General features: G+C 42.7%; 23 protein-coding genes. 4 read left to right on the forward strand and 19 right to left on the reverse strand.

Going from position 1 to position 19,411, the window contains the following annotated elements:
- Positions 1-39: 39 nt before the first annotated feature.
- Together C9J01_RS03645 and C9J01_RS03650 are read left to right on the forward strand one after the other, a co-directional pair.
- Positions 40-1,449, forward strand: coding sequence for an amidohydrolase (locus tag C9J01_RS03645; RefSeq protein WP_187462684.1), 1,410 nt, complete (start codon positions 40-42; stop codon positions 1,447-1,449).
- A gap of 283 nt (positions 1,450-1,732) precedes the next feature.
- On the forward strand, positions 1,733-2,137 hold the full coding sequence (locus C9J01_RS03650) for a hypothetical protein (protein WP_107296732.1): 405 nt from the start codon (positions 1,733-1,735) through the stop codon (positions 2,135-2,137).
- Here C9J01_RS03650 and C9J01_RS03655 read toward each other — a convergent pair.
- From C9J01_RS03655 to C9J01_RS03725, 15 genes are all read right to left on the reverse strand, one after another.
- The gene (locus tag C9J01_RS03655; RefSeq protein ID WP_107296733.1) at positions 2,134-2,586 is read right to left on the reverse strand and encodes a YHS domain-containing (seleno)protein; all 453 of its coding nucleotides are present in this window, start codon (positions 2,584-2,586) and stop codon (positions 2,134-2,136) included. The two genes, C9J01_RS03650 and C9J01_RS03655, sit on opposite strands and share 4 nt — an antisense overlap.
- A gap of 101 nt (positions 2,587-2,687) precedes the next feature.
- Positions 2,688-2,975, reverse strand: coding sequence for a hypothetical protein (locus tag C9J01_RS03660; protein WP_107296734.1), 288 nt, complete (start codon positions 2,973-2,975; stop codon positions 2,688-2,690).
- A 261-nt stretch (positions 2,976-3,236) separates the two neighbouring features.
- Complete coding sequence (locus C9J01_RS03665; RefSeq protein ID WP_107296735.1) at positions 3,237-3,479, reverse strand: DUF3297 family protein; 243 nt, start codon at positions 3,477-3,479, stop codon at positions 3,237-3,239.
- A 118-nt stretch (positions 3,480-3,597) separates the two neighbouring features.
- Complete coding sequence (locus tag C9J01_RS03670; RefSeq protein ID WP_107296736.1) at positions 3,598-4,206, reverse strand: class I SAM-dependent methyltransferase; 609 nt, start codon at positions 4,204-4,206, stop codon at positions 3,598-3,600.
- Positions 4,207-4,226: 20 nt separating this feature from the next.
- Complete coding sequence (locus C9J01_RS03675; RefSeq protein ID WP_107296737.1) at positions 4,227-4,646, reverse strand: GNAT family N-acetyltransferase; 420 nt, start codon at positions 4,644-4,646, stop codon at positions 4,227-4,229.
- Positions 4,647-4,666: 20 nt separating this feature from the next.
- Positions 4,667-5,284, reverse strand: coding sequence for an HAD family hydrolase (locus tag C9J01_RS03680; protein WP_107296738.1), 618 nt, complete (start codon positions 5,282-5,284; stop codon positions 4,667-4,669).
- Between the two features lie 140 nt (positions 5,285-5,424).
- Positions 5,425-5,763, reverse strand: a complete 339-nt coding sequence (locus C9J01_RS03685; protein ID WP_107296739.1) for a GFA family protein — start codon at positions 5,761-5,763, stop codon at positions 5,425-5,427.
- Positions 5,764-5,829: 66 nt separating this feature from the next.
- A complete protein-coding gene (locus C9J01_RS03690; protein WP_107296740.1) occupies positions 5,830-6,618 on the reverse strand; it encodes a carbon-nitrogen hydrolase family protein in 789 nt (262 codons plus the stop codon).
- Between the two features lie 238 nt (positions 6,619-6,856).
- Positions 6,857-7,360 (reverse strand): peptide deformylase, encoded by a 504-nt coding sequence (def, locus tag C9J01_RS03695; RefSeq protein WP_107296741.1) that lies wholly within the window; start codon positions 7,358-7,360, stop codon positions 6,857-6,859.
- Positions 7,361-7,466: 106 nt separating this feature from the next.
- Entirely contained in the window at positions 7,467-7,967 is a 501-nt protein-coding gene (locus C9J01_RS03700) for a GNAT family N-acetyltransferase (RefSeq protein WP_237156856.1), read from the reverse strand.
- A gap of 39 nt (positions 7,968-8,006) precedes the next feature.
- A complete protein-coding gene (locus tag C9J01_RS03705; RefSeq protein WP_107296743.1) occupies positions 8,007-8,816 on the reverse strand; it encodes a PhzF family phenazine biosynthesis protein in 810 nt (269 codons plus the stop codon).
- A 54-nt stretch (positions 8,817-8,870) separates the two neighbouring features.
- Entirely contained in the window at positions 8,871-9,650 is a 780-nt protein-coding gene (locus C9J01_RS03710) for a ribonuclease H family protein (protein WP_107296744.1), read from the reverse strand.
- Between the two features lie 81 nt (positions 9,651-9,731).
- Positions 9,732-10,577, reverse strand: a complete 846-nt coding sequence (locus C9J01_RS03715; RefSeq protein WP_107296745.1) for an MBL fold metallo-hydrolase — start codon at positions 10,575-10,577, stop codon at positions 9,732-9,734.
- Positions 10,578-10,733: 156 nt separating this feature from the next.
- Entirely contained in the window at positions 10,734-11,276 is a 543-nt protein-coding gene (locus tag C9J01_RS03720) for an NADPH-dependent FMN reductase (RefSeq protein ID WP_107296746.1), read from the reverse strand.
- Between the two features lie 159 nt (positions 11,277-11,435).
- Complete coding sequence (locus C9J01_RS03725) at positions 11,436-11,702, reverse strand: hypothetical protein (RefSeq protein WP_107296747.1); 267 nt, start codon at positions 11,700-11,702, stop codon at positions 11,436-11,438.
- A 298-nt stretch (positions 11,703-12,000) separates the two neighbouring features.
- Here C9J01_RS03725 and C9J01_RS03730 point away from each other — a divergent pair, with 298 nt between their 5' ends.
- A complete protein-coding gene (locus tag C9J01_RS03730) occupies positions 12,001-12,402 on the forward strand; it encodes a YkgJ family cysteine cluster protein (protein WP_107296748.1) in 402 nt (133 codons plus the stop codon).
- Between the two features lie 266 nt (positions 12,403-12,668).
- Here C9J01_RS03730 and C9J01_RS03735 read toward each other — a convergent pair whose 3' ends face one another.
- Together C9J01_RS03735 and C9J01_RS03740 are read right to left on the reverse strand one after the other, a co-directional pair.
- Positions 12,669-13,433: a hypothetical protein gene (locus C9J01_RS03735; protein WP_107296749.1), complete on the reverse strand. Its 765-nt coding sequence runs from the start codon at positions 13,431-13,433 to the stop codon at positions 12,669-12,671.
- 261 nt (positions 13,434-13,694) lie between these two features.
- A complete protein-coding gene (locus C9J01_RS03740) occupies positions 13,695-14,150 on the reverse strand; it encodes a hypothetical protein (protein WP_107296750.1) in 456 nt (151 codons plus the stop codon).
- 449 nt (positions 14,151-14,599) lie between these two features.
- Here C9J01_RS03740 and C9J01_RS03745 point away from each other — a divergent pair, with 449 nt between their 5' ends.
- Entirely contained in the window at positions 14,600-15,073 is a 474-nt protein-coding gene (locus C9J01_RS03745) for a peroxiredoxin (protein ID WP_107296751.1), read from the forward strand.
- A gap of 105 nt (positions 15,074-15,178) precedes the next feature.
- Here C9J01_RS03745 and C9J01_RS03750 read toward each other — a convergent pair whose 3' ends face one another.
- Together C9J01_RS03750 and tssM are read right to left on the reverse strand one after the other, a co-directional pair.
- Entirely contained in the window at positions 15,179-16,000 is an 822-nt protein-coding gene (locus C9J01_RS03750) for a protein kinase domain-containing protein (protein WP_107296752.1), read from the reverse strand.
- Positions 15,997-19,410: a type VI secretion system membrane subunit TssM gene (tssM, locus tag C9J01_RS03755; RefSeq protein ID WP_107296753.1), complete on the reverse strand. Its 3,414-nt coding sequence runs from the start codon at positions 19,408-19,410 to the stop codon at positions 15,997-15,999. The genes C9J01_RS03750 and tssM overlap by 4 nt, the downstream gene beginning before the upstream one ends.
- Position 19,411 lies beyond the last annotated feature (1 nt).

A 19,411-nucleotide genomic window follows, 5' to 3' on the forward strand; every position in this document is an offset into this window, starting at 1 on the left:
TAGGTATTATCTGCGCAATTTCATTGAGGTCTGGTGATGATCATGTTCAAAAAAACTCTTGTAGCGGTTTCCCTAGCTGCTGCCACCCTTGCTAGTGCTTCCAGCTTCGCCGCTGAAAAAGTCGACCTGTTAATCAAAAACGCAACTGTCTTGACGATGGATGAAGATAAGAACGTTTATGAAAGCGGTCTTGTTGCAGTAAAAGAAAACAAAATTGTTGCCGTCACCGATGGCAGCGACCTAAAAGAGTTTGAAGCCAAGAAAGTTATCGATGCTGACGGCGATATCGTGATGCCGGGCCTTATCAATACCCACACCCACGTTTCAATGACCGTTTTCCGCTCGCTTGCTGATGACGTGCCAGACCGTCTACACCGCTATATCTTCCCGTTGGAAAAGAAACTTGTTTCCCGTGATATGGTCCGCATTGGTGCTGCTCTGGGTAACGTAGAAATGCTCAAAGGTGGTGTGACTACCTACGCAGACATGTACTACTTCGAAGACGAAGTCGCAAAGACTGTTGATGAAATCGGTATGCGTGCTGTTCTTGGCGAAACAGTAATCATGTTCCCTGTTGCTGATGCTGCAAATGCCGATGAAGGTATCAAATACGCAGTAAACTTTATCGAGGAATATAAAGATCACCCTCGCATTACACCGGCGTTCGCACCACACGCACCTTATACCAACACTACAGAAACACTGAAAAAGATCGCCGAGCTTTCGCTCAAGTATGATGTGCCGGTACTGACCCACCTTGCAGAGTCTGATCGTGAAGAGGAAGTCATCGCTGAGCGTAGTGGTGGCATGTCTCCAGTAGAATACATGGCAGATATCGGTGCCCTAAACTCTAAACTGGTTGCTGCACACGTTATTCATGTTAACGACAGTGATATTGAATTGCTGAAAAAACACGATGTAGGTATTGCCCACAATATGAGTGCCAACATCAAGTCGGCTAAAGGCGTATCTCCTGCTATGAAAATGCAGGAAGAAGGTTTACGTGTTGGCCTAGGCACCGATGGCCCGATGTCAGGTAACACTATCTCGACCATTGACGAGTTCAACCAAGTTGCCAAAGTACACAAGCTAGTTAACCAAGACCGTGCGGCAATGCCTCCGGTTAAAGTTATTGAAATGGCAACCATTGGTGCAGCGCGTGCCCTGCATATGGAAGATACCATTGGCTCACTGGAAGTCGGTAAACTGGCAGATATCATCGTTATTGATACCAAAGCACCGAACATGGTTCCTGTTTACAACCCATACTCGGCTTTGGTTTATTCTGCTTACGCACCAAACGTCAAGCACACCATCGTAGATGGTAAGATCCTGATGAAAGACCGCGAAATGACAACAGTCGATGAAGACAAAATCCGCCAGGAAGCGTTAGATTTTGCTGATAAAGTTCGTCAGACAGTGATTGAAAGCGGCGAAGTCGTTCAATAAGTCATAACAACTTCTTTAATCGTCTATTAAACACCGCCTCTTGGCGGTGTTTTTTATCTAGCGATTAACTGCCTATGATTAACTCAATAATCAAACTTCATTGTTTCCATAAATCTTATTATCTAGAAATAAAGTCACATTCTCTTTAGGATGCCGGTTCACTTTTATCGTAATACACACCTAAAAATAATAAGTGCGAGAAACCATGTTTAAGGTAAGAGAAAGGTTCCAGACAGTCACTGTATATAACCAGCATGATCTAGACTGTGCATTGCGAGAACTCATGGATGTCGAAATTCACCTACAAGGTGATGTTTTCGAAGTTTATGCAGAAAATCTTTGTAGTGTAACACTGGTAGGTAGTGAGGAACGGCAAACGACCCTCATCCTTATTGGGGAGCCTGAACTTTCCGCCAAAATGGATAATGATCTTGTTGTACAGCAGTTCTACCTCTCTAATTTTACCAATAGTACCTTTGTTAATGTCAGCCTAACTGCCAATGAGCCAACAGAGTTACTTTTTGAGTCTAAGGCGAATATCGATGCGAACTGGAACGTCTATTATGACTTAACGAAACTTGAAGTTTTATCACTCAATGATGACAAATCAAACTGTCCTATTCGCATCGATCAGGTAAGAAAAAAGCCAGATACAGCTCGTTTATTAGTTGAACATCAAGCTTATTAATTCTCAGCGAGCAAACTCGGCCAATTCTTGTCACCTTGGGCAATATGGCCGGGGACATCACGCTGCCATTTTTTCTGTACGGACTTGTTGTAGTTTAAATAAAGTTTGCCTTGGTGGATATGCCATGCATCGGGGTCAATTTTAGCGGTGTATCCCTGGCTTACCGCCCAGGCACAATATCCACCATACTGAGGGGCATATTTTTCAGGGTTTTGGGCAAAAGCATCGCGATTTTGTGCGGAAGAGAAATACCATTTAGCGTTATTCCAACGGTAGGTATAGTCATCGTCACCACGTACAGGTTTACTCTGGGTAAAATAAGCGACGGGGTCATATCCCTTAATCGCCTTGCCGAAAAAATCACTATACACAGGCTCTAATGCCATTGCCGGTAATGACAAGGTTCCCCAAAGGGCAATAATACCGAATATCCTAAGAATCAATTTCATAACTAGCCACTCCATGTTCTGTTAGTCAGTAGTATAGACACGGGAAGCCAGTAAAAAATTTCAAGGCGATTGTCTTTATTGATACCCAGAAACGAACATCGTCAGGTACTTTTAATTTGATTGATTACTCCGGCAGCAGACAACCTATTTTGCTTACTGGCTACAACTAAGCTTCGCAATTTGCGAATATCGGCGACCAAAAAACGAATGTGATTTCTTTTTTGTTCACGATGGAACGGATTGGGTGGACATGTGAAGTCACTGCGCTCTCTTAGAGAGTCGCATAGTTTGCGCTCAAAAATGACAAGCAGTTCAGATGGAGTATGGCGGAAAAGATCAGTGCTAAGAACGACATGAAATGACACGGTTTCGAGATACGTACCTTTCATATTTGCCTCCTGTGAAACAAATGAGTTTTAAAATTTCAGTTCCTCTACATGCATTGAAGCTGTTTCAGCTATTAATATTGATACTGTTTACATACGCAAGTTATAGGCCAACCCATAAAATGACGGTGTAACGAATTTCAGAATCTAGCTCACTCTATGATGGTGAGTAACTTGATTGCGAAGGCTTTAAAGGGGAAACCAGAGGCACGAATTGGCAAAAAAATAGAGCCTATTAAGGCTCTATTTTTAAATAGCAGCAACTTACACGTAGTAAGCTTCTACTGTACCCTTAAGGGTAATAAGGATTGGCTGGCCGCGGCGATCCAACGCTTTTGGTGAAGGAATTTTCACCCAACCTTCGCTGATGCAGTACTCTTCAACATCAGTACGCTCTTTGCCGTTAAGGCGGATACCGATGGCGTGTTCGAAGCACTCTGCCACGTGATGTGGGCTACGAGGGTTACATGCAAGATGATCTGGCAATGCTGGTTTAGAATCGCTCATAATTATGACCTGATTATAGTAAAAAGTGCGTCATTGTAGACAATGCGTGCTTGGCACTCAAGCACTGTAATCGTAGTTGAAGCAACTATTTAACTCAAAGCAAACGCAAAAAGAATAACTACGGTTTTTCTACAATTAGGTAAGTATGCAACTCTGGGTATTGGTCAAATTCAAGGTGCCTGATTACACAACCAAGCTCTATAAATAGGCTCAGGAAGCCATTTGTGCCAAGGGATGAATAATAGACCTCTGGTCCCATAAAGTTATCGGTGTGTTCCCCTTCTTCTGCAGTACCACCAAAAGAGAAAATGAACACGCCCCCCTTATTGAGGCTATTCACAATTTTTGTCAGCACATTGCGCTGCTCACTGAGTGGGATATGCCAGATACTGTCCCAGGCCGTAATAAAGTCGAACTGCTGACTAAACTGATATGTACAGATATCCGATTTGAAAAGTTCGACATCAGGGTGACGTTGCCGCGCGAGGGCTAGCATGCGATCCGACATATCCATACCCGCTATGCCATCTGGGCCAAATCCCTCACTCAGCATCAAATCAAAAAATCGCCCCGTACAACCACAACCTATGTCCAACGCTTTGCCCTTGGTTTTCACAAACGACAATGCTCGCCTATGTGCCTCTATACCGTTTTCACGGTTAAAATCATCACTCTGCCATAGGTGGGTAATTTGATCGTAGGCTTTGCCAATCTGCTCAGGTTTCATAAACTGTCCCTGCCGAATTCCTAAACAAGCTTTTCCATATAGATAAACTTTTCATCATCACTAACAACGCTAAAACCACAGCGTTCGTAAAGGTGAAATGCAGGGCTTATCTTGAAAACTCTAAGCCTGAGCTTCTTTGCGCCAGCCTGTTTAGTTAGTCGCATCGCTTCATCGAGTGCCTTTGCGCCTAAGCCTTTATTTTGAAATGCCCCACTGATCTGCAGATCGCGTAAATACCCACCCTCACTATCGAACGACATCCGTATGGCCCCAATGACTTCACCTTCATAGAGAATATCCCAATTATCCAAGCCCTGAACCTGCTCCAGTATTTTTGACGGCTCCCACGACACCGAAAGCTGCTCATAATAAGGGCACATATTTTGGTAAGTCATTTCAGCCGATTGGCTAAGGTTCGTTGACGGTTGATATGAAATCACTTCTTACTTCCTTTTATCCATCACAACACTAAGCCCAATTCTCGTAGTTCTTGCTCACACTGTGACGAGTTTTCAAATTGAATTGCAGCAATACCTACAGCCTTAGCACCTTCGACGTTATATGGCATGTCATCGATAAACACTGTCTCTGAAGGCTTAATATCATTTTGTGCCAACATAGCTTGATAAATGGCAGCTTGAGGTTTTAGCAAGCCTAAATCAGCGGATACTGTTGTACCATCAAACAGGTCCCAAAACGAATAGGTCGATTTAAGGTAAGCAACAATTTCATGGACATTGTCGGTAAGTGCATAAACGTTATAACCTGCGGCTTTCACACATTTCACTAACTCAACGGACCCAAATATCAGTAACTGAGTTTGCTTCACATAGTAAAACAACCGTTCGCATTCTAATTCTGACAGTCCAAGTTCAGTTTGATAATGAGCTTTAGCTTCCTGCTCTGAAATCAAACCTTTATTAAGGTTCATCCAGATTTCAGATTGAAAGATGGCTTTGCCTAATTCCTGATGATCGCGATCATTGCCAAACGTCAGCCTGACAATTTCTAAAGGGGCCCAACGTACAATGACGTTACCGATATCAAAAACGACGTTTTTAATGCTTGTTGATTTCATTCTTGCTCCTTTCTTGTAACCAAGTTGGTTAAACGGGTAACACTCGAAAACGACTTACGACATAGTGCCGTAGACACTTAATTAAATACAAGTTAAATCAACAAGTTCTGATAATCTCTGTGGGCGAACAGCCCAAAAAATTAGTACGAAGCACCATCAATCTTGCGAACGGGTATAGCCGCGAGTACCTCGTTCTCAGCCATCTTCATATTAACTGCCAAGATATTCGAATCGCATTGCTCTGTGGTTACATAATGGGTCAAACAACCACATATACTACAGCGATGAAATTCGACCTCTTTATCACCCCAGCAATAGAAGTCGGTTTTCTCATTACAAGTTACCTCAACTTGCTTCGGAGAAAAGTAAGCCCAAGACGCAGCATACCTGCGGCAAATCGAGCAGTTGCACTCGCCCACTTCATCGGGAACAGATTCTAGTTTGATATTGACGTTACCGCAGTGGCAGGTTAATTCCATTTAGTATTTCTTCCTATGTGCGCATTAACTATCTAATTGAATACATACACGTCGCAGAGATAGATATCAAGACAACACCTTACTTATCGCGTCCATTTCGCTTTGTGGACAGATTCCAGAAAATTGTGGCGCCAGTGATAGGTCTTCTAATACCAATGTCTTACATGCCTCATTACCATCTAACTGAAAAAGCATCTCGCCTTTAGGACTGTACACACGACTGCCACCACAATATTTTGCCGTAAATGCAGTTGTGATATCTTCACCAACCCTATTGCAAGTAACAACATGCTGACCACTTTCTAACGCCCTAGCCTGGGCTACAGCAAAACTATGCTGCCCACCAAAGTTAGCTGGATGTAGAATAACATCGACATCTTTATACTTTCTCATAATTTCAGGAAACCAAATGTCAAAGCAAATAGCGACACCAATTTTCAAGCCTTTGTGTTCGAAGGTTAGAAGACTATCTCCACGAGAAAAATACTGCTTATCGAATTGGTTTTGACTGATTTTCCGGTACTTATATCGCAAGCCCTTTTGATCGACAACAGCTACAGTGTTGTAATACTCGTCACCTTCTTTTTCGGCAATACCAGCAACAAACATAGTCTCATAAGTTCTAGCCATTTCAGATAAACAATTTATGGTATGACTGCGACTAAATTCCTCACTTAAGCTATGGATCTCTTCAGCCGAGTCAAATAGATACCCTGTAGAGAAAAGCTCTGGCAGCAATGTAATATCACCAACAGCAGTAGACTCAGCGAGTATCTTGTTTACTGCAGCAATATTTTTATTTTTTTCTTTTTGCGCCACATTAAGCTGAATAATAGTAAAGCTGGTGTTTTTCAAAACAAAACCTATTTCTGATATAAAATTACCGAGAAAACATACAACAAAAAGTAATCTGCCGCAAAATCATTCACTCGCGGTATATAAAACCATAATAAGTGCTATTTCTTGAATGATACACAATTAGAAACCAAACAAGGTACTGCCATTCTAATATTTAATTGGCAAAACTGGCGTTAAAAGACTTGGTATGTAAAAGCTAACTTTAATAACGCCATCACCGTTTTTATCACCTGCTTTATGAATGAGCTTTCACGTACTTCTTGACCTTTTTCATTGCCATCTGACGCTTCAATGGTGAAAGGTAGTCAATGAACAAATTCCCCAACAGATGATCAATTTCATGTTGCATGACGATTGCAAGAAATTCATCACTTTCGATTGTGATTGGGTTACCGTCTCGGTCTAAAGCTGATACAACAACGGAAGTGAAGCGCTCGACATCCGCATAGTAGTCAGGAACTGACAAGCAGCCTTCCTGCCCCATAGCTTTATCGGTCCCGCTGACAACCTCAGGGTTGACCAAGATGAGTGGTTGATCCCGGCTTTCTGATAGATCAATAACGACCACTGCTTCTTTACGACCGACCTGAGTTGATGCCAAACCGATGCCATTATCCGTCGCGTATAAGGTTTCTAGCATATCGTCGATTAATGTTTGTACGGCCGCGATATCCTGTACTTTCTCGGCTTTCACTTTCAACCTTGGATCGGGTGCTGTGAGAATGTCTAAAATTGCCATATATAACCTTCTATCCTTAAAACCAAATGCCCTACTAGCGAGGACTCCCTTTCATTGCCCTAATATACTTTGCTGTATTTACTTTCCAAGGGTTTCCAGCACAAATTCATAAACGCGTTCGAGTAGAAAAAGTAAGCACGTCATCGGTATCATAGAGTCGCTTGTTGGTGCTTCGCATACCTAACTTTTTCAGCAAAGCTTCAGAACCTAAGTTACCTATTACCGCTACACCATAGATTTCAGACACTTTTCCGGTATCAAAAGTAAAATTCAAAACAGCTTTCGCTGCTTCAAAAGCATACCCTTTACCCTGATACTCAGTGAGCAGCCCGTATCGAATATCACAATATTTGGACTCAGGAATTTGCTCTACTCCCGCATAACCTATCTTGACTGTTGGGTCGCTTTTGAGTGACACAACAAATGTACCAAAGCCCTTTTCCCAATGACTGACTTTTTGAGGGACATAGTTTTCTATGTACTCCAAGCTGTAGGGTTTTCCACCAGGGAGATATCGCGTGATCTCTTCACTGGTGAAGAGTTCGGTATAAATATCAATGTCTTCACATTGAACTGGGGTAAGTCTTAACCTTTCCGTTTCTATCACTACATCTTCCATTTTCTTCACAGCAACAAAAGTACTCTCCTATTCGACTGGTACCTGCATAGACCCTTTAATCACTGTGACCGCCGAACCTATCAACTTAGTGCGCCCATTCGGTAGAAGCTCTGTAGAAACATACCCGCCACGAGCGGATGCTTGGTAGCCCATTAGTTTTAGCTTATTGAACTTCTCAGACCAATAAACGGTCAAGGCGCAATGAGCAGAACCTGTAACTGGGTCTTCATTGACTCCTACCCAGGGGGCAAAATACCGTGAAACAAAATCTAAGTCGTCACTTCCTGAAGGTGTTGTAACCAGCACACCACGGCCACTAATTTGCTTCAATGCATCAAAGTTCGGCACGAGTTTCAATACTGTTTGTTCGCTATCCACTTCGATAAAGACCTTGGTATCGAACAAGCCGTAGGAGATAACTTGGCATTCCTCTATGCCTAAACCCTCCAATAGCTCTGAAGATTGGGCAACATCAAAATCGATAACGGGTGAAGGAAAATCCAACTCGACGGTAGAATCGTTGATGAGCGCCGTTAAAGTTCCAGACAAGGTTTCAAAATGAACGCTATCACCGTCCTTCACATCTCCCCTTTCTTTGAGCACATGTGCAACTGCAAGGGTTCCGTGACCACACAGTTTCACCTCTGCTTTAGGGGTAAACCACCTCAATCTCATATCGGAAAGTGATAAAAATGCCGTTTCAGACACGGCCATTTCTTCAGCTATGGAAAGCATCAAGCTTTCACTCAACCCATTGGACGTAATACAGACTCCAGCAGGGTTCCCTTTGAATGCTTCACGAGTAAATGAGTCAACCTGATAGATATCTAAATCCATTGAATTCTCCTAATGAAATACAGTCGTATAGCGCCCTGTAAATGTATGAGCATCTCAACCGGCACGTAGCGCTAACAGCTCTGGAATATTATCCGTTTCTCTGTACAAAGAAAGGTTCTCATCCTGAGACTCAATAGCAATGATCGACATCCTATCTGCTAACTCATTACCCTCAATGCCGACATGCCCATTTACATGATGAATTGTAATTTGAGACGATAACTCTTGGTAAAGGGAGTACGCAGGTTTAATAATATCCAAGTTTTTAATATCACCTCCTGGCCTAGTCCAACCTTTTTTCTCCCAACCACTCGCCCACTTAGTAATACAATCGATAGAGTATTTTGAGTCACAGAAGATACCGACAGTTTTCCCACTAGCGAGCTTATCCTTGGCAAGCAGCAAAGCTTGGTTTAATCCATTCAGTTCCGCTGTATTGTTAGTGCCGAATGATTGATACATTCCATACCAAAGCTCACTCAGTTCGTTGTTCTCATAAACAGCAAGTCCAGTTCCTGCCTCTCCAGGATTCGGATCACATGCACCATCTGTGTATATTTTCACATCAAATGACATAGCCTCTATTTGCTCTTGAGTTAGTGGCGCTGATTTAGATTTGATGGACTGTTTAACGGCCTTAGCTTTAGGTGCTTTTTTATGTACTGGAGCCTTTGATGGGCCCTTTTTTCCAAACGCGACTTCGGCTTCATCTAAGGTCGGGAACGACTTAAACCTTGCACCGGCAAAGCCATCAACCAGTGACTTACACCTCGCCCAAGTGGTGAAAATACCGGTTTCGCGACCTTTCCAAACTACGTAATATTTTTTAGCCAAACTAGGCTCCTAGTCTGTAATTAATGGATATATAACCTAACATAAAGTGCGCCAACACCGAACCAACTAAGCGCAACAAAGCTAAATGACAACGCTACGCCCTGTGGGAAAATGCTCAAGCTTCTCACCAAGCACTCTTTTCAGTAAACCAAAGGCTTTCATGCCTGTACAATGGCCTGTATATAACTTATCTATCGGATAGGTTAGAAGAGATTTCCCAATAGCCTCAATATCTTCCTCACTGCCGCCAATACTGTTAAATAGTGGTAAACCAACCAAGTGAAAACCACCAACAACAGCTTTAATTCTTGTGTTTGGAAAAAGCTCAATAGCTGTTTCAACCATATTAAGAACACCACTATGGGCACAGCCTGTAAAAACGATTAATCCATCACTTTCTTTAATGACCATAAGAAGCTCATGATCAAATGTATCAGGTTTGAAGCCTTGTCCAGAATCAGCATAAAGGTACTTATTTCCCTTCGGTTGCTCAAACCTACTGCTTAAATTTGTAACGAGGAAAACATTAGGGAATATCTCTGTTGTCGTATTGACGAAACTTAACTGTTTCTTGGCTTTAACAAATAGGTCCTTATCTATACCGACATCACTTTTAAAACCAAAAGCCTTAAAGCAGTAATCTTTTTCCCCACATTCACGAAAATACACTTGAGCTTTAGAGTTACGGTCAAGAAAATGAGATACACCGTTACAATGGTCATGGTGACGATGAGAAATAACGGCGGCATCTACATCTTGGATCCTTATGTTTAATGCCGCTGCATTGTCACAAAATGCTTGGCTACTACCAGCATCAAAGAGTATCTGCCGCCCCATTGTCTTCAAATGAAGAGACAACCCTCTTTCAACCGTAAGATCTGTTCTATTCTCCAACCGAGAGTTATCGACTAAAGCTGTAAGTATCATAATCACCTAATGAGATTGACAGATTTCTTTGCGCTTAAAGAATGATATTGCTCCTTCTTATAAGGTTCAGTCACTATTGCTAAGCCTGAATACAGCCCTTGAAGGCCACTAAATCCTTGAAGGCTACTATGTCACAATCAACGCAATAATCGATTGTTATGAGCTTTTACCATCAATAAATTCAACAAAGTTTACCATGTGCCTTTTCAGTCTTTCTTCTACCTTTGCGTCAACTATCTGAAGCTCAGAATTCAGAACACTATCTACGCCTGTGATCATCATTTCATGAACTGGATGAATACAGGAAAGAGTAGAATCGAAAACCAATTTGATATGAGCTTGGGCTCTCGCACCACCAACAGGACTATTTGCCTGAGTAATAATGGTAACTGGCTTATCCTTCAAGACTGAATTAAATGCAGGTCTTGACACCCAATCAATAGCATTTTTTAGCACGGCGGGAATACTGTGGTTGTATTCTGGAGTGCAAACAATGATGCCATCTGCTATTTCGACATCTTGAATCAGTTGACGGATATTTTCTGGCTTATCCTTAGCTAAGTCTTCACAGTAAAAAGGCAAGGAGTCCAACTGTGGAAAGGTATACTCATGCTCTGAGAAATACCCTTTTAAGGCGTTTAAGATTGCAACACTTTTACTCTTTGAGTGAAAGCTTCCTGATAACAGTAGTAATTTCATATATCTTCCAATTTTTACGTGCCATAACGCCTGCAATAATCTGTAACGCACACTACCACGATACTAAAATCACTGCAGCGGAAACACGTAACCAAACATTGAACTGAACATGCCAAACGTTGGAAGTTGCGCTTAATGCTTGTATGGCGAAGCCAAGTTTTACAGCTTTATCTCAACGTTATTTCGTACATAAGTGGGGATAGATAACTGCTCATCCATATCTTTAAACTTTGGCTGTTGGGGCATAGACTCTATTACCGAGTTCAGTTCTTCATAACTGATGCCCACAACTCGGCAGGCTGCCATCAATCCATTAATAAAGCACTTTTTATCACGTTTTTGCTGTTGCTCACTGGCAGGAATCGATGAGTACAATGCGCACTCTTTCGTTAGTACGGCGAGAAGTTCTTCTTTTGATGTGACCATATACAAACTCAGTTACCAGATAGTTTGGGCATATTATCAATGATTTAAGGTTCAACTTCCAAGAGCTAGATCTTACGATTGAAACCAAGTGCCTAAAGCCTAGTTGAGGAGTGAGCAACGCTACCACCTAACCTAAACCATTGTGCCATATAAACAAAAGCCAATTAATACCAAAGTCGCCAAACGTTGAAAATCTGTCTTAAACGGCTTGTATATGTAAATTCTCAACCCAAGCTCCGAGCTGATATGACTTTTGATGATAGACTAAATCAATAGTCCATTAAGTGAAGTTACCATCATGAAAGACTGCAATCAGTGTGGAAAATGCTGCATCAAGTATGGCGACGGTGATTTAGCTGCTACCCAAGAAGAGATAGACTTATGGGAGCTATTTAACCCAGACATTTTTGAATATGTAAAAGATGGAAAAATCTGGTTTGATCCTGAAACAAGAGAACAATTACACCGTTGCCCGTTTTTAAAACTGGCACCAAAAGCCACAGCTGAAGAAAAAGACAAATACACCTGTAGCATTTACGTCGACCGACCAGAAGATTGTCGTCACTATCCTAGCCTGATCAATGAAATGGTTCGGGATGAATGCGAAATGATTGAAGTTGTTGACCTCGAAAACCCAAACAAAGCTCAGAAGCAACTAGACAAGCTAATGAGTTCAAGCCGTCCTTCGAGCTATTCCTAGTGTGATTTTTGCACTTGCATATAACGAATGACATGGACTCCCCCTCACCAGGGTCATGGCGTTGAAAGCCAATAAATACACCGAATGTAGAGCGGCAGTCCCAACCTTCCATATTCTAACGCTGTTGTTGACAACCGGGGGGAGTCCATGTAGCCGCATTAAGGTGTGAGCAACGCTACCACGAAACTCAACCAAACCACCGTAAACACAAAACCCAACGATGGAATGAAAAATGCCAAGCGGTGGGAATCACTCTTAAATGCTTGTTAAGTTTCATTTTTCGGAATACCACGTAGGGTCAACTCAAACTGGTACTGAGTCTCACAGTGATCACACTGGAATGAATACAAGTCTTCAATATTGGAATGAAAAATTGAAACCTTTTCTTTGCAAACACCACAATCGAATACGTACTTTGCACCGAACTCAACCGAGTTTTCGTTCACGCGAATACCATGCTCAATACCACAACGATCATTTTGGCACTTAATCGATTCATTCTGTTCCACATATTTACGAGTAAATACAATGTCACTACTGCACGCCTCACAAGAAAATTTGTCATAATCTTTCTTGATAATCATTAAGTTACCCTTTGTAACTCGCTCTAATTTAGCAAAAATATCGAGAACTTTCTTTTTCTTAATAGTATATGTGCTAACTTTTTTGGGCATCGGCAAATGCAGGTAGCTACCAAGCGAATTATAGAGTTTATTTAGTTCTTTTATGCTGAGGTTATTGTATTCAATTTTAGCTACCTCTTTGCCGTCCTCACCGTAAACAGACATGACTAAATCTTTATCTGCAAGTTCATCAAACATAGCTAAGAACTTAATAGCTTTATTTGGTTGCCAAGTTTCAATTACCGTTTGAGGTAAGATTTCAGTTTCTTGATATAAACGTTCGTATACATGCGCTTCAATAAAGTAGCGCAATTCCAAACAAGCATATCTAATAGATTGCAAATCATCTTTTTCCAATAACATTTTCGCATTATTGAAATGAAAATTTTTGTCGTACTTATGTTCCACATTACCTCCTGAAACTTAACGCCTGCAATAAGGTGTGCCCCATTGAACCTATAGAGCGCACCAAACTTCATAACAAAACCGCCGAGTAAAAGGCATCACCTTGATTGTCTTGTTATGTAATTATTCTGAGAAAAAGCCAAGAGCTTAACATAAGCGATTCAAGAGCTTTCGACCAACATTCCTATATACAAAAGTGATTCAAACCGCGACTTTAATGCGTTTTGAATCAGCTTAATTATTGGATAAACAAGAAAATAAGAGTTAAATCTTGTTTTTAAGTTTTTCTTTTTTCGCTTCTAAGTTTGATTTAGTATCATCTAGATTTTTTAGACTTACTATGTCATTAAAAGTTTTGTAGCAAATTGCCGCAGCGAGGCCAACAAACCCTACCGAAATAGTCAGCACCATATTTACAACCAACACGGGAAGCAAAAAAGGCAAAGGGAAAACACTTACAAATAAAATTGAAGTTATAGCTGAAAACGCAAAAGCCAATGAAATGAACAAGTTTTTAAATGCATACTGTAATAAGTTCTTATACCCATAATCAAGAGATTCCAACAACTTCTCTTGATATTTTATTTCATTTATTTTTCCATTTATTCTTTTTTCTCTATTGCGACGATTGTGCCAAAATAACCAATTGACTAAAAACCCGCCAATTAGTGTAACTGCGATAGAAATGAAAAGCTCAAGTTGAGTTACTGTGGTTTCCATGCTTATAATAAACCTGTCTTGCAACGTTTAACCAAACAACGCATCTTACATCAAAACCTTTAAAATCAAAAGATTAACACTTAAATTTACGATACTTAGCAATAATACATAACAGCTTCATAGATTGAATCTTTCAACCTTAACTTTCTATACTATCTCACATAGCCACTTTTAAAACTCTGAAATACATAGAAAAAATGAAAAATAACAAAGTGATACATTGAAATTTTCAACATATCACTTTCGCCTTTATCACTCATAGTTACGCCGTCACTACTGCGCTAACAATAAGTATTGTTGTACCTGTTATTAAAGTGTCGTAGAAATGACTCTTAATGGGAAAGCGCTCACAACTTCACATCCTCAGAATGTAGCCAAGCCCCTCACATTGGTTTGAACGACTGTTGGCATCTACACTTCTAGAACATTAGCCAACAAGGACATTACGCATGATTCAACAAGGTCAATCTTTACCCAATGGTACGCTTAGCCAGTTAACTGATGATGGGATGCAAAGCCACTCTACCCAAGAGCTTTTTGCCAACAAAACTGTGGTACTATTTGCTGTACCTGGCGCTTTCACGCCAACTTGTTCAGAGGCTCACTTGCCCGGTTTCGTGGTTTTGGCAGATAAAATTAAAGAAAAAGGGGTCGACGTAATTGCGTGTGTCGCTGTGAATGACGCTTTTGTCATGCAGGCCTGGGGCGAGGCGCAAAATGCTTCCGAACTAATGATGCTGGCAGATGGTGATGCGAGCTTTACCAAATCACTGGGTCTAGTACTAGACACTGAGGGATTTGGTGGAATACGCTCACAGCGTTATGCAATGATTGTTGAGAATGGTGTTGTCAAACAACTGAATGTCGAAGAAGGCGGCCAGTTCGAGGTCAGTTCGGCCGAGGCAATCCTTGCCGCGTTATAGCATTGAGATTTTTCTGGATCGGGGCCAAGGTTCCCGATCCCTTCACTCCCGTTCATCTCTATCTGATGGTTTTATTTCCACTGACTACTCCAACTTAGTCATTGGTTACAGCAAGTCATAGATCGCCAAAATGCGGTTCTTGAACCCAGCTGATATCACCCCGCTCTCAGCATATTTTTCTACAAGACTTTCGAAGCCTTCCAGAGGCTGCTGCCCACTTCGTTTCCCCGGCTCAAACAGCACTTTCAATGACATTAGGTAGGCGTAGTAGTCTTGCTTGATGGTTGCGGTGGATGAGTAATTAGCGTTGAAATAGGAGGGGCTGAATTGTTTGAAGCCGCGCTCTAGCCACGGTTCCCCTATCCTTCGCATATTGGAAAAGTCGATAAGCTCGGCAGTAAGGTTGTGGCCAAAGACAATATTACTGGGTTTGATGTCCCCATGAACAAAGCCATTGCTGTGAATGGCTTCAAGTTGGTCTAAAGCAGACTCTAAATAGTTTGCTAGTTGATTAAGGTATACTGTTTCATCTTCGCCAATTATTTGCTCTCGCAGCCAATGACTAGCTGCAATCCCAGAAAGGTAGTTGGTCAACAAGTAACTCTGCTGACCATCTTTATAGAACTTGATGCACTCAGAACGAGTGAAGTTGAGAGAATATAGCCGGGTTAACCAATCAGCTTCCCGTTGCAGTAGGTAAGCTTGAGTTGGCGTTTCCCCATATTTCACCTTGATGGTGGCCTTAATAGCTTGCCCGTCTTGATCAAACTTGAAGCAGTTCTGGCCGATTACCTCACAGCAACCACTATCAGCAATAGCGAGTTGTTCCATCAACCATAACGGTGGCGCGTCAGGGCATTTACTTGTTGGGCCAGTATTACCTTTGTCCACTCTTTGACCCAAAAACGACATGACGCTTTCTATCATAGTCTTTCCGGCAGTGTAAGCTGGGCAAAGAACCGTGGTGAGAATGGCTGCTCGCGGCCATTGGACATCACCACAAGATTGACATAACTACTGTCTGCCAAGTAATGCCACGCTACATCATAGCTACCGGCCATATTGCTGCTTTGCATTTTGTCGGCCACCCTGAACCAGCTCCATACCCCGCTCAGTTTCTCCCTGGTATCTGCCCCCAGATTATCTGTGGTTACGATAGAAATATCATTGCTGATGTTGTTGCTGATAGGCCATGACTGCTTGCGCCAAAGTACCGGTCCATTGCGGTATTCAAACAGTTTGGTGCCAGACTCGATGGAAAAGCCGGTTAACGATGGCGACATTTTCTGAGCCTTTAGCATGAACTCAAAACCTAACTTTCCATCCGAGAAAATGCCACTTTGCAGCCGTTTGACCGACTGCTCCAGTAACCGGTAATCATTAGAGATAATCATATCCTGATGGGCAATAAAGCCCTTGATCACCGTTTCACCGAAACTGCCTTTATCAAAGTAGATGCTGTATTTGGCGGCAAAAACATCGAACAGCCCGCCTTCTTTGAAAAAGTCTTCGAAGTCATCGGTTGAGGCATCAAACATTGACTGCTTGTCAAACGGGTAATGGCCTTCAAACTGGCGATGGTAAACCGAATAAAGCTGCTGCCAGTCTGCGTTGATAAACTGCCTAGTTTCTTCCAATGCCAATTGGTTAATTGTCAGCGCCTGGCCTCTCAACATCGAAGGTAATATTGGGTCTTTGTAGCCATTGGCTAACTGGAACTGCTGGGCAATTGGCGTGCTGGTATCGACGCTTTTCAATTGTTCGATAAAGTATTCACCTCGGGTTCTGGCCTGTGTCGATTGCTGTACCCAATCATGGGTTTCCTTGAGTTGCTTTACTGCAACGTCCAACTGGCTTTGACCTGAGTCCCCAACAGCTACAAGCTGATGGAAAGAGGTGAAAGGCGCCGCAATCAAAGTCGCGACACGCTCGATGGTATCGCTACGCAGGGCTGTTGGCGGAGCTTCATTCTCCTGCTCTTGTTTGGCTAATTGCTGGGAGATACTCAGCAAATTGGTGTTCTGCTCAATCAATCGGTACAGCTGCACCATTGGCGAGTAAAGCGGATCCGTCGCCAATTCGAGCTGAATGGTACTCTCACCCCAAGTTGCCACCGATACCCAGGAGATATTGGCTGTCAGCGTTTTCCAATATTGGATGTAGTCATTGGTATAACGCTCTCGCAACTGGCGGTTTATCCGGTTCATTTCCGCTTCGCCGCTGATCCTCCCCATCACCCCTTCGTAGGCTTGGGTGGCCTCGCTTGCCAGTTGTAAGCCAGTTTCGTTGGTAAGTTCTTCAAAGCCATCGCGGGTAAAGACATATGGGATCAGGTAACCACTAAATTCCGGGGTAAACTGGAACACCGATGCGTAGGACGGTGCCAGCTGTGTCCTGATATCCACCCGGCGTGAAAAGTTAGGGTGCTGCAAGATATGCTGGTATAGCAGTTCGCTCATATCGTTTTTGGATAGCGACCCTCGCACCAGTGTAAGCAACTCCTCGTTCGATTCGGGCGGCACGGCACCACTGTTCAATACATCTTTCGCCAACAGCTCAAAACGCTCCAGCAGGTTAACGTCCCCTTCTCCCTCTTCCTTGAGTGCGGCGATATAATAATTGACCAATGAGTCGACATCGTGTCGCTGCGGGTTGTAGAGCAATTGGTGATAGTTCAACAGTTCCAAGGTTTTCACTTTGTCATCGAGAGAGTTGTAGACAAACATATCCTTGAGAATATAGTCACGCATCAATACCAATAACACCCGGTTGAGTTCTTGGTAATAGGCGGATTCAACGTAAGGTTGGATACTCGAATCCGGTAACCAATTTGACAAGCTATACCAAGGTCGAGATTCCTGCTGATAAAGCTGGTTAATCTGGCGCAGCTCATACAGGCTAAATATTGGCGACGATAGGTCATCAGGCATGATGACATCACTTTTCAAATTGGATTTATAACGCTCCAACAAGGCCAGCGCATTATTATCAATAGCTTGCTGGCTTTCGTAATAAGATTTCAAGGTCCACACAAACCCTGAAAACAACAAAGCAATGCCGCACAAAGCCGCAACCCGGGTAAAACGATAACGCCACTCTTTGGCGGTAAACACCCCCACCAGTTTGGCTTCTTTCAAGATGTACTTTCGAAATAGCTGCTTGCTGAACAAACTATGCGAAGGCCCGTTCGCTTCCAAGCCCTGTGGCGAGGTTTTGAGATGCTCCAAGCCTAGCTCCGAAGCATTTAAATAAGTCAGGACATCAGTAGCATTGGCCTCGCCACCAGCGTTGAAAATGAAGTAGCCCCGGAAGTTGAGTTCCACATCATCAAATTGATGCTGGTTAAACGTCGAAGCCAAGAAGTCCTCGATATCGAATTTAACGGCTGATAGCTGATAAATACCCGCAACCGTTGATTCACGATACTCATCGCTAAGCTGCTGCTTCAGAGATTCGGATACCGTCACTGACAAGCGCTTGATCAACTCATCGAAAGTCGCATCGAACCAAGCTTTGTCATAGTTACCCTGCCTAGATAAATCAGTCAAAGCACCTAAAGGTAACTCCCGATCCTCTTCATTGAGAGTAGAGAACAACTCGCAGCAATCTTTGACCCCGGCAAGATGGGTGAAGAGACAATATGTGGGAACAGACAATCCAGTCCGGTTATTGATTTCAGTGAGGTAACTGCGCACATTGAGGCTTAATTCGTTACTGGCGAGTTCGTCACTTTGTACCAATGATTTGAGATCTAGCGTACAGAGCACCCCATTGATTGCCTGACGGTCCCGCTTTTTAAGCAGCAATCCATAGAGGACATCCAGATGCTGTTTGATTGCATCTTGTGGCTGGCTAATATCAATGGAAACCAATACGGCGTCATCTGCCCCCCAGAACGAAATAGGGCTATTGAGATCCCCCGATACATCAATTGACGAGTGAGAAGAATGAACTGGTTCAAAACCTGTTTGGCGCAGGAAAGTGGTATCGCCATTAATATCTTGGCTGAGGTGAAAATACCAAGGTAACCGGTACGGATCAGTATTTAGCCCTGGGTGACTTTTCCATATAACATCAAACCGGCTTTTAATCGAATGAGCCATTTGTGCTTTGCGTAATTGCTCATCTTCATCCACTACCGGCCTAGGTTTGCGGAAGTAGACATACATCCCCCAACCGACGAGTCCCATTTCAACTAATATCGCAAACGCCTCAAGCGCCACGGCCCATAGCGGAGATAAGGTATACCAACCTAACAAATACAAACCCAAACATGTCAGGCCGCCAACGACCAACGCCAGCAATACTGATAGTACAATCGCTTTGCTTTTTCCCATG

This window comes from Photobacterium rosenbergii (assembly GCF_003026455.1).
GTDB lineage: Bacteria > Pseudomonadota > Gammaproteobacteria > Enterobacterales > Vibrionaceae > Photobacterium > Photobacterium rosenbergii.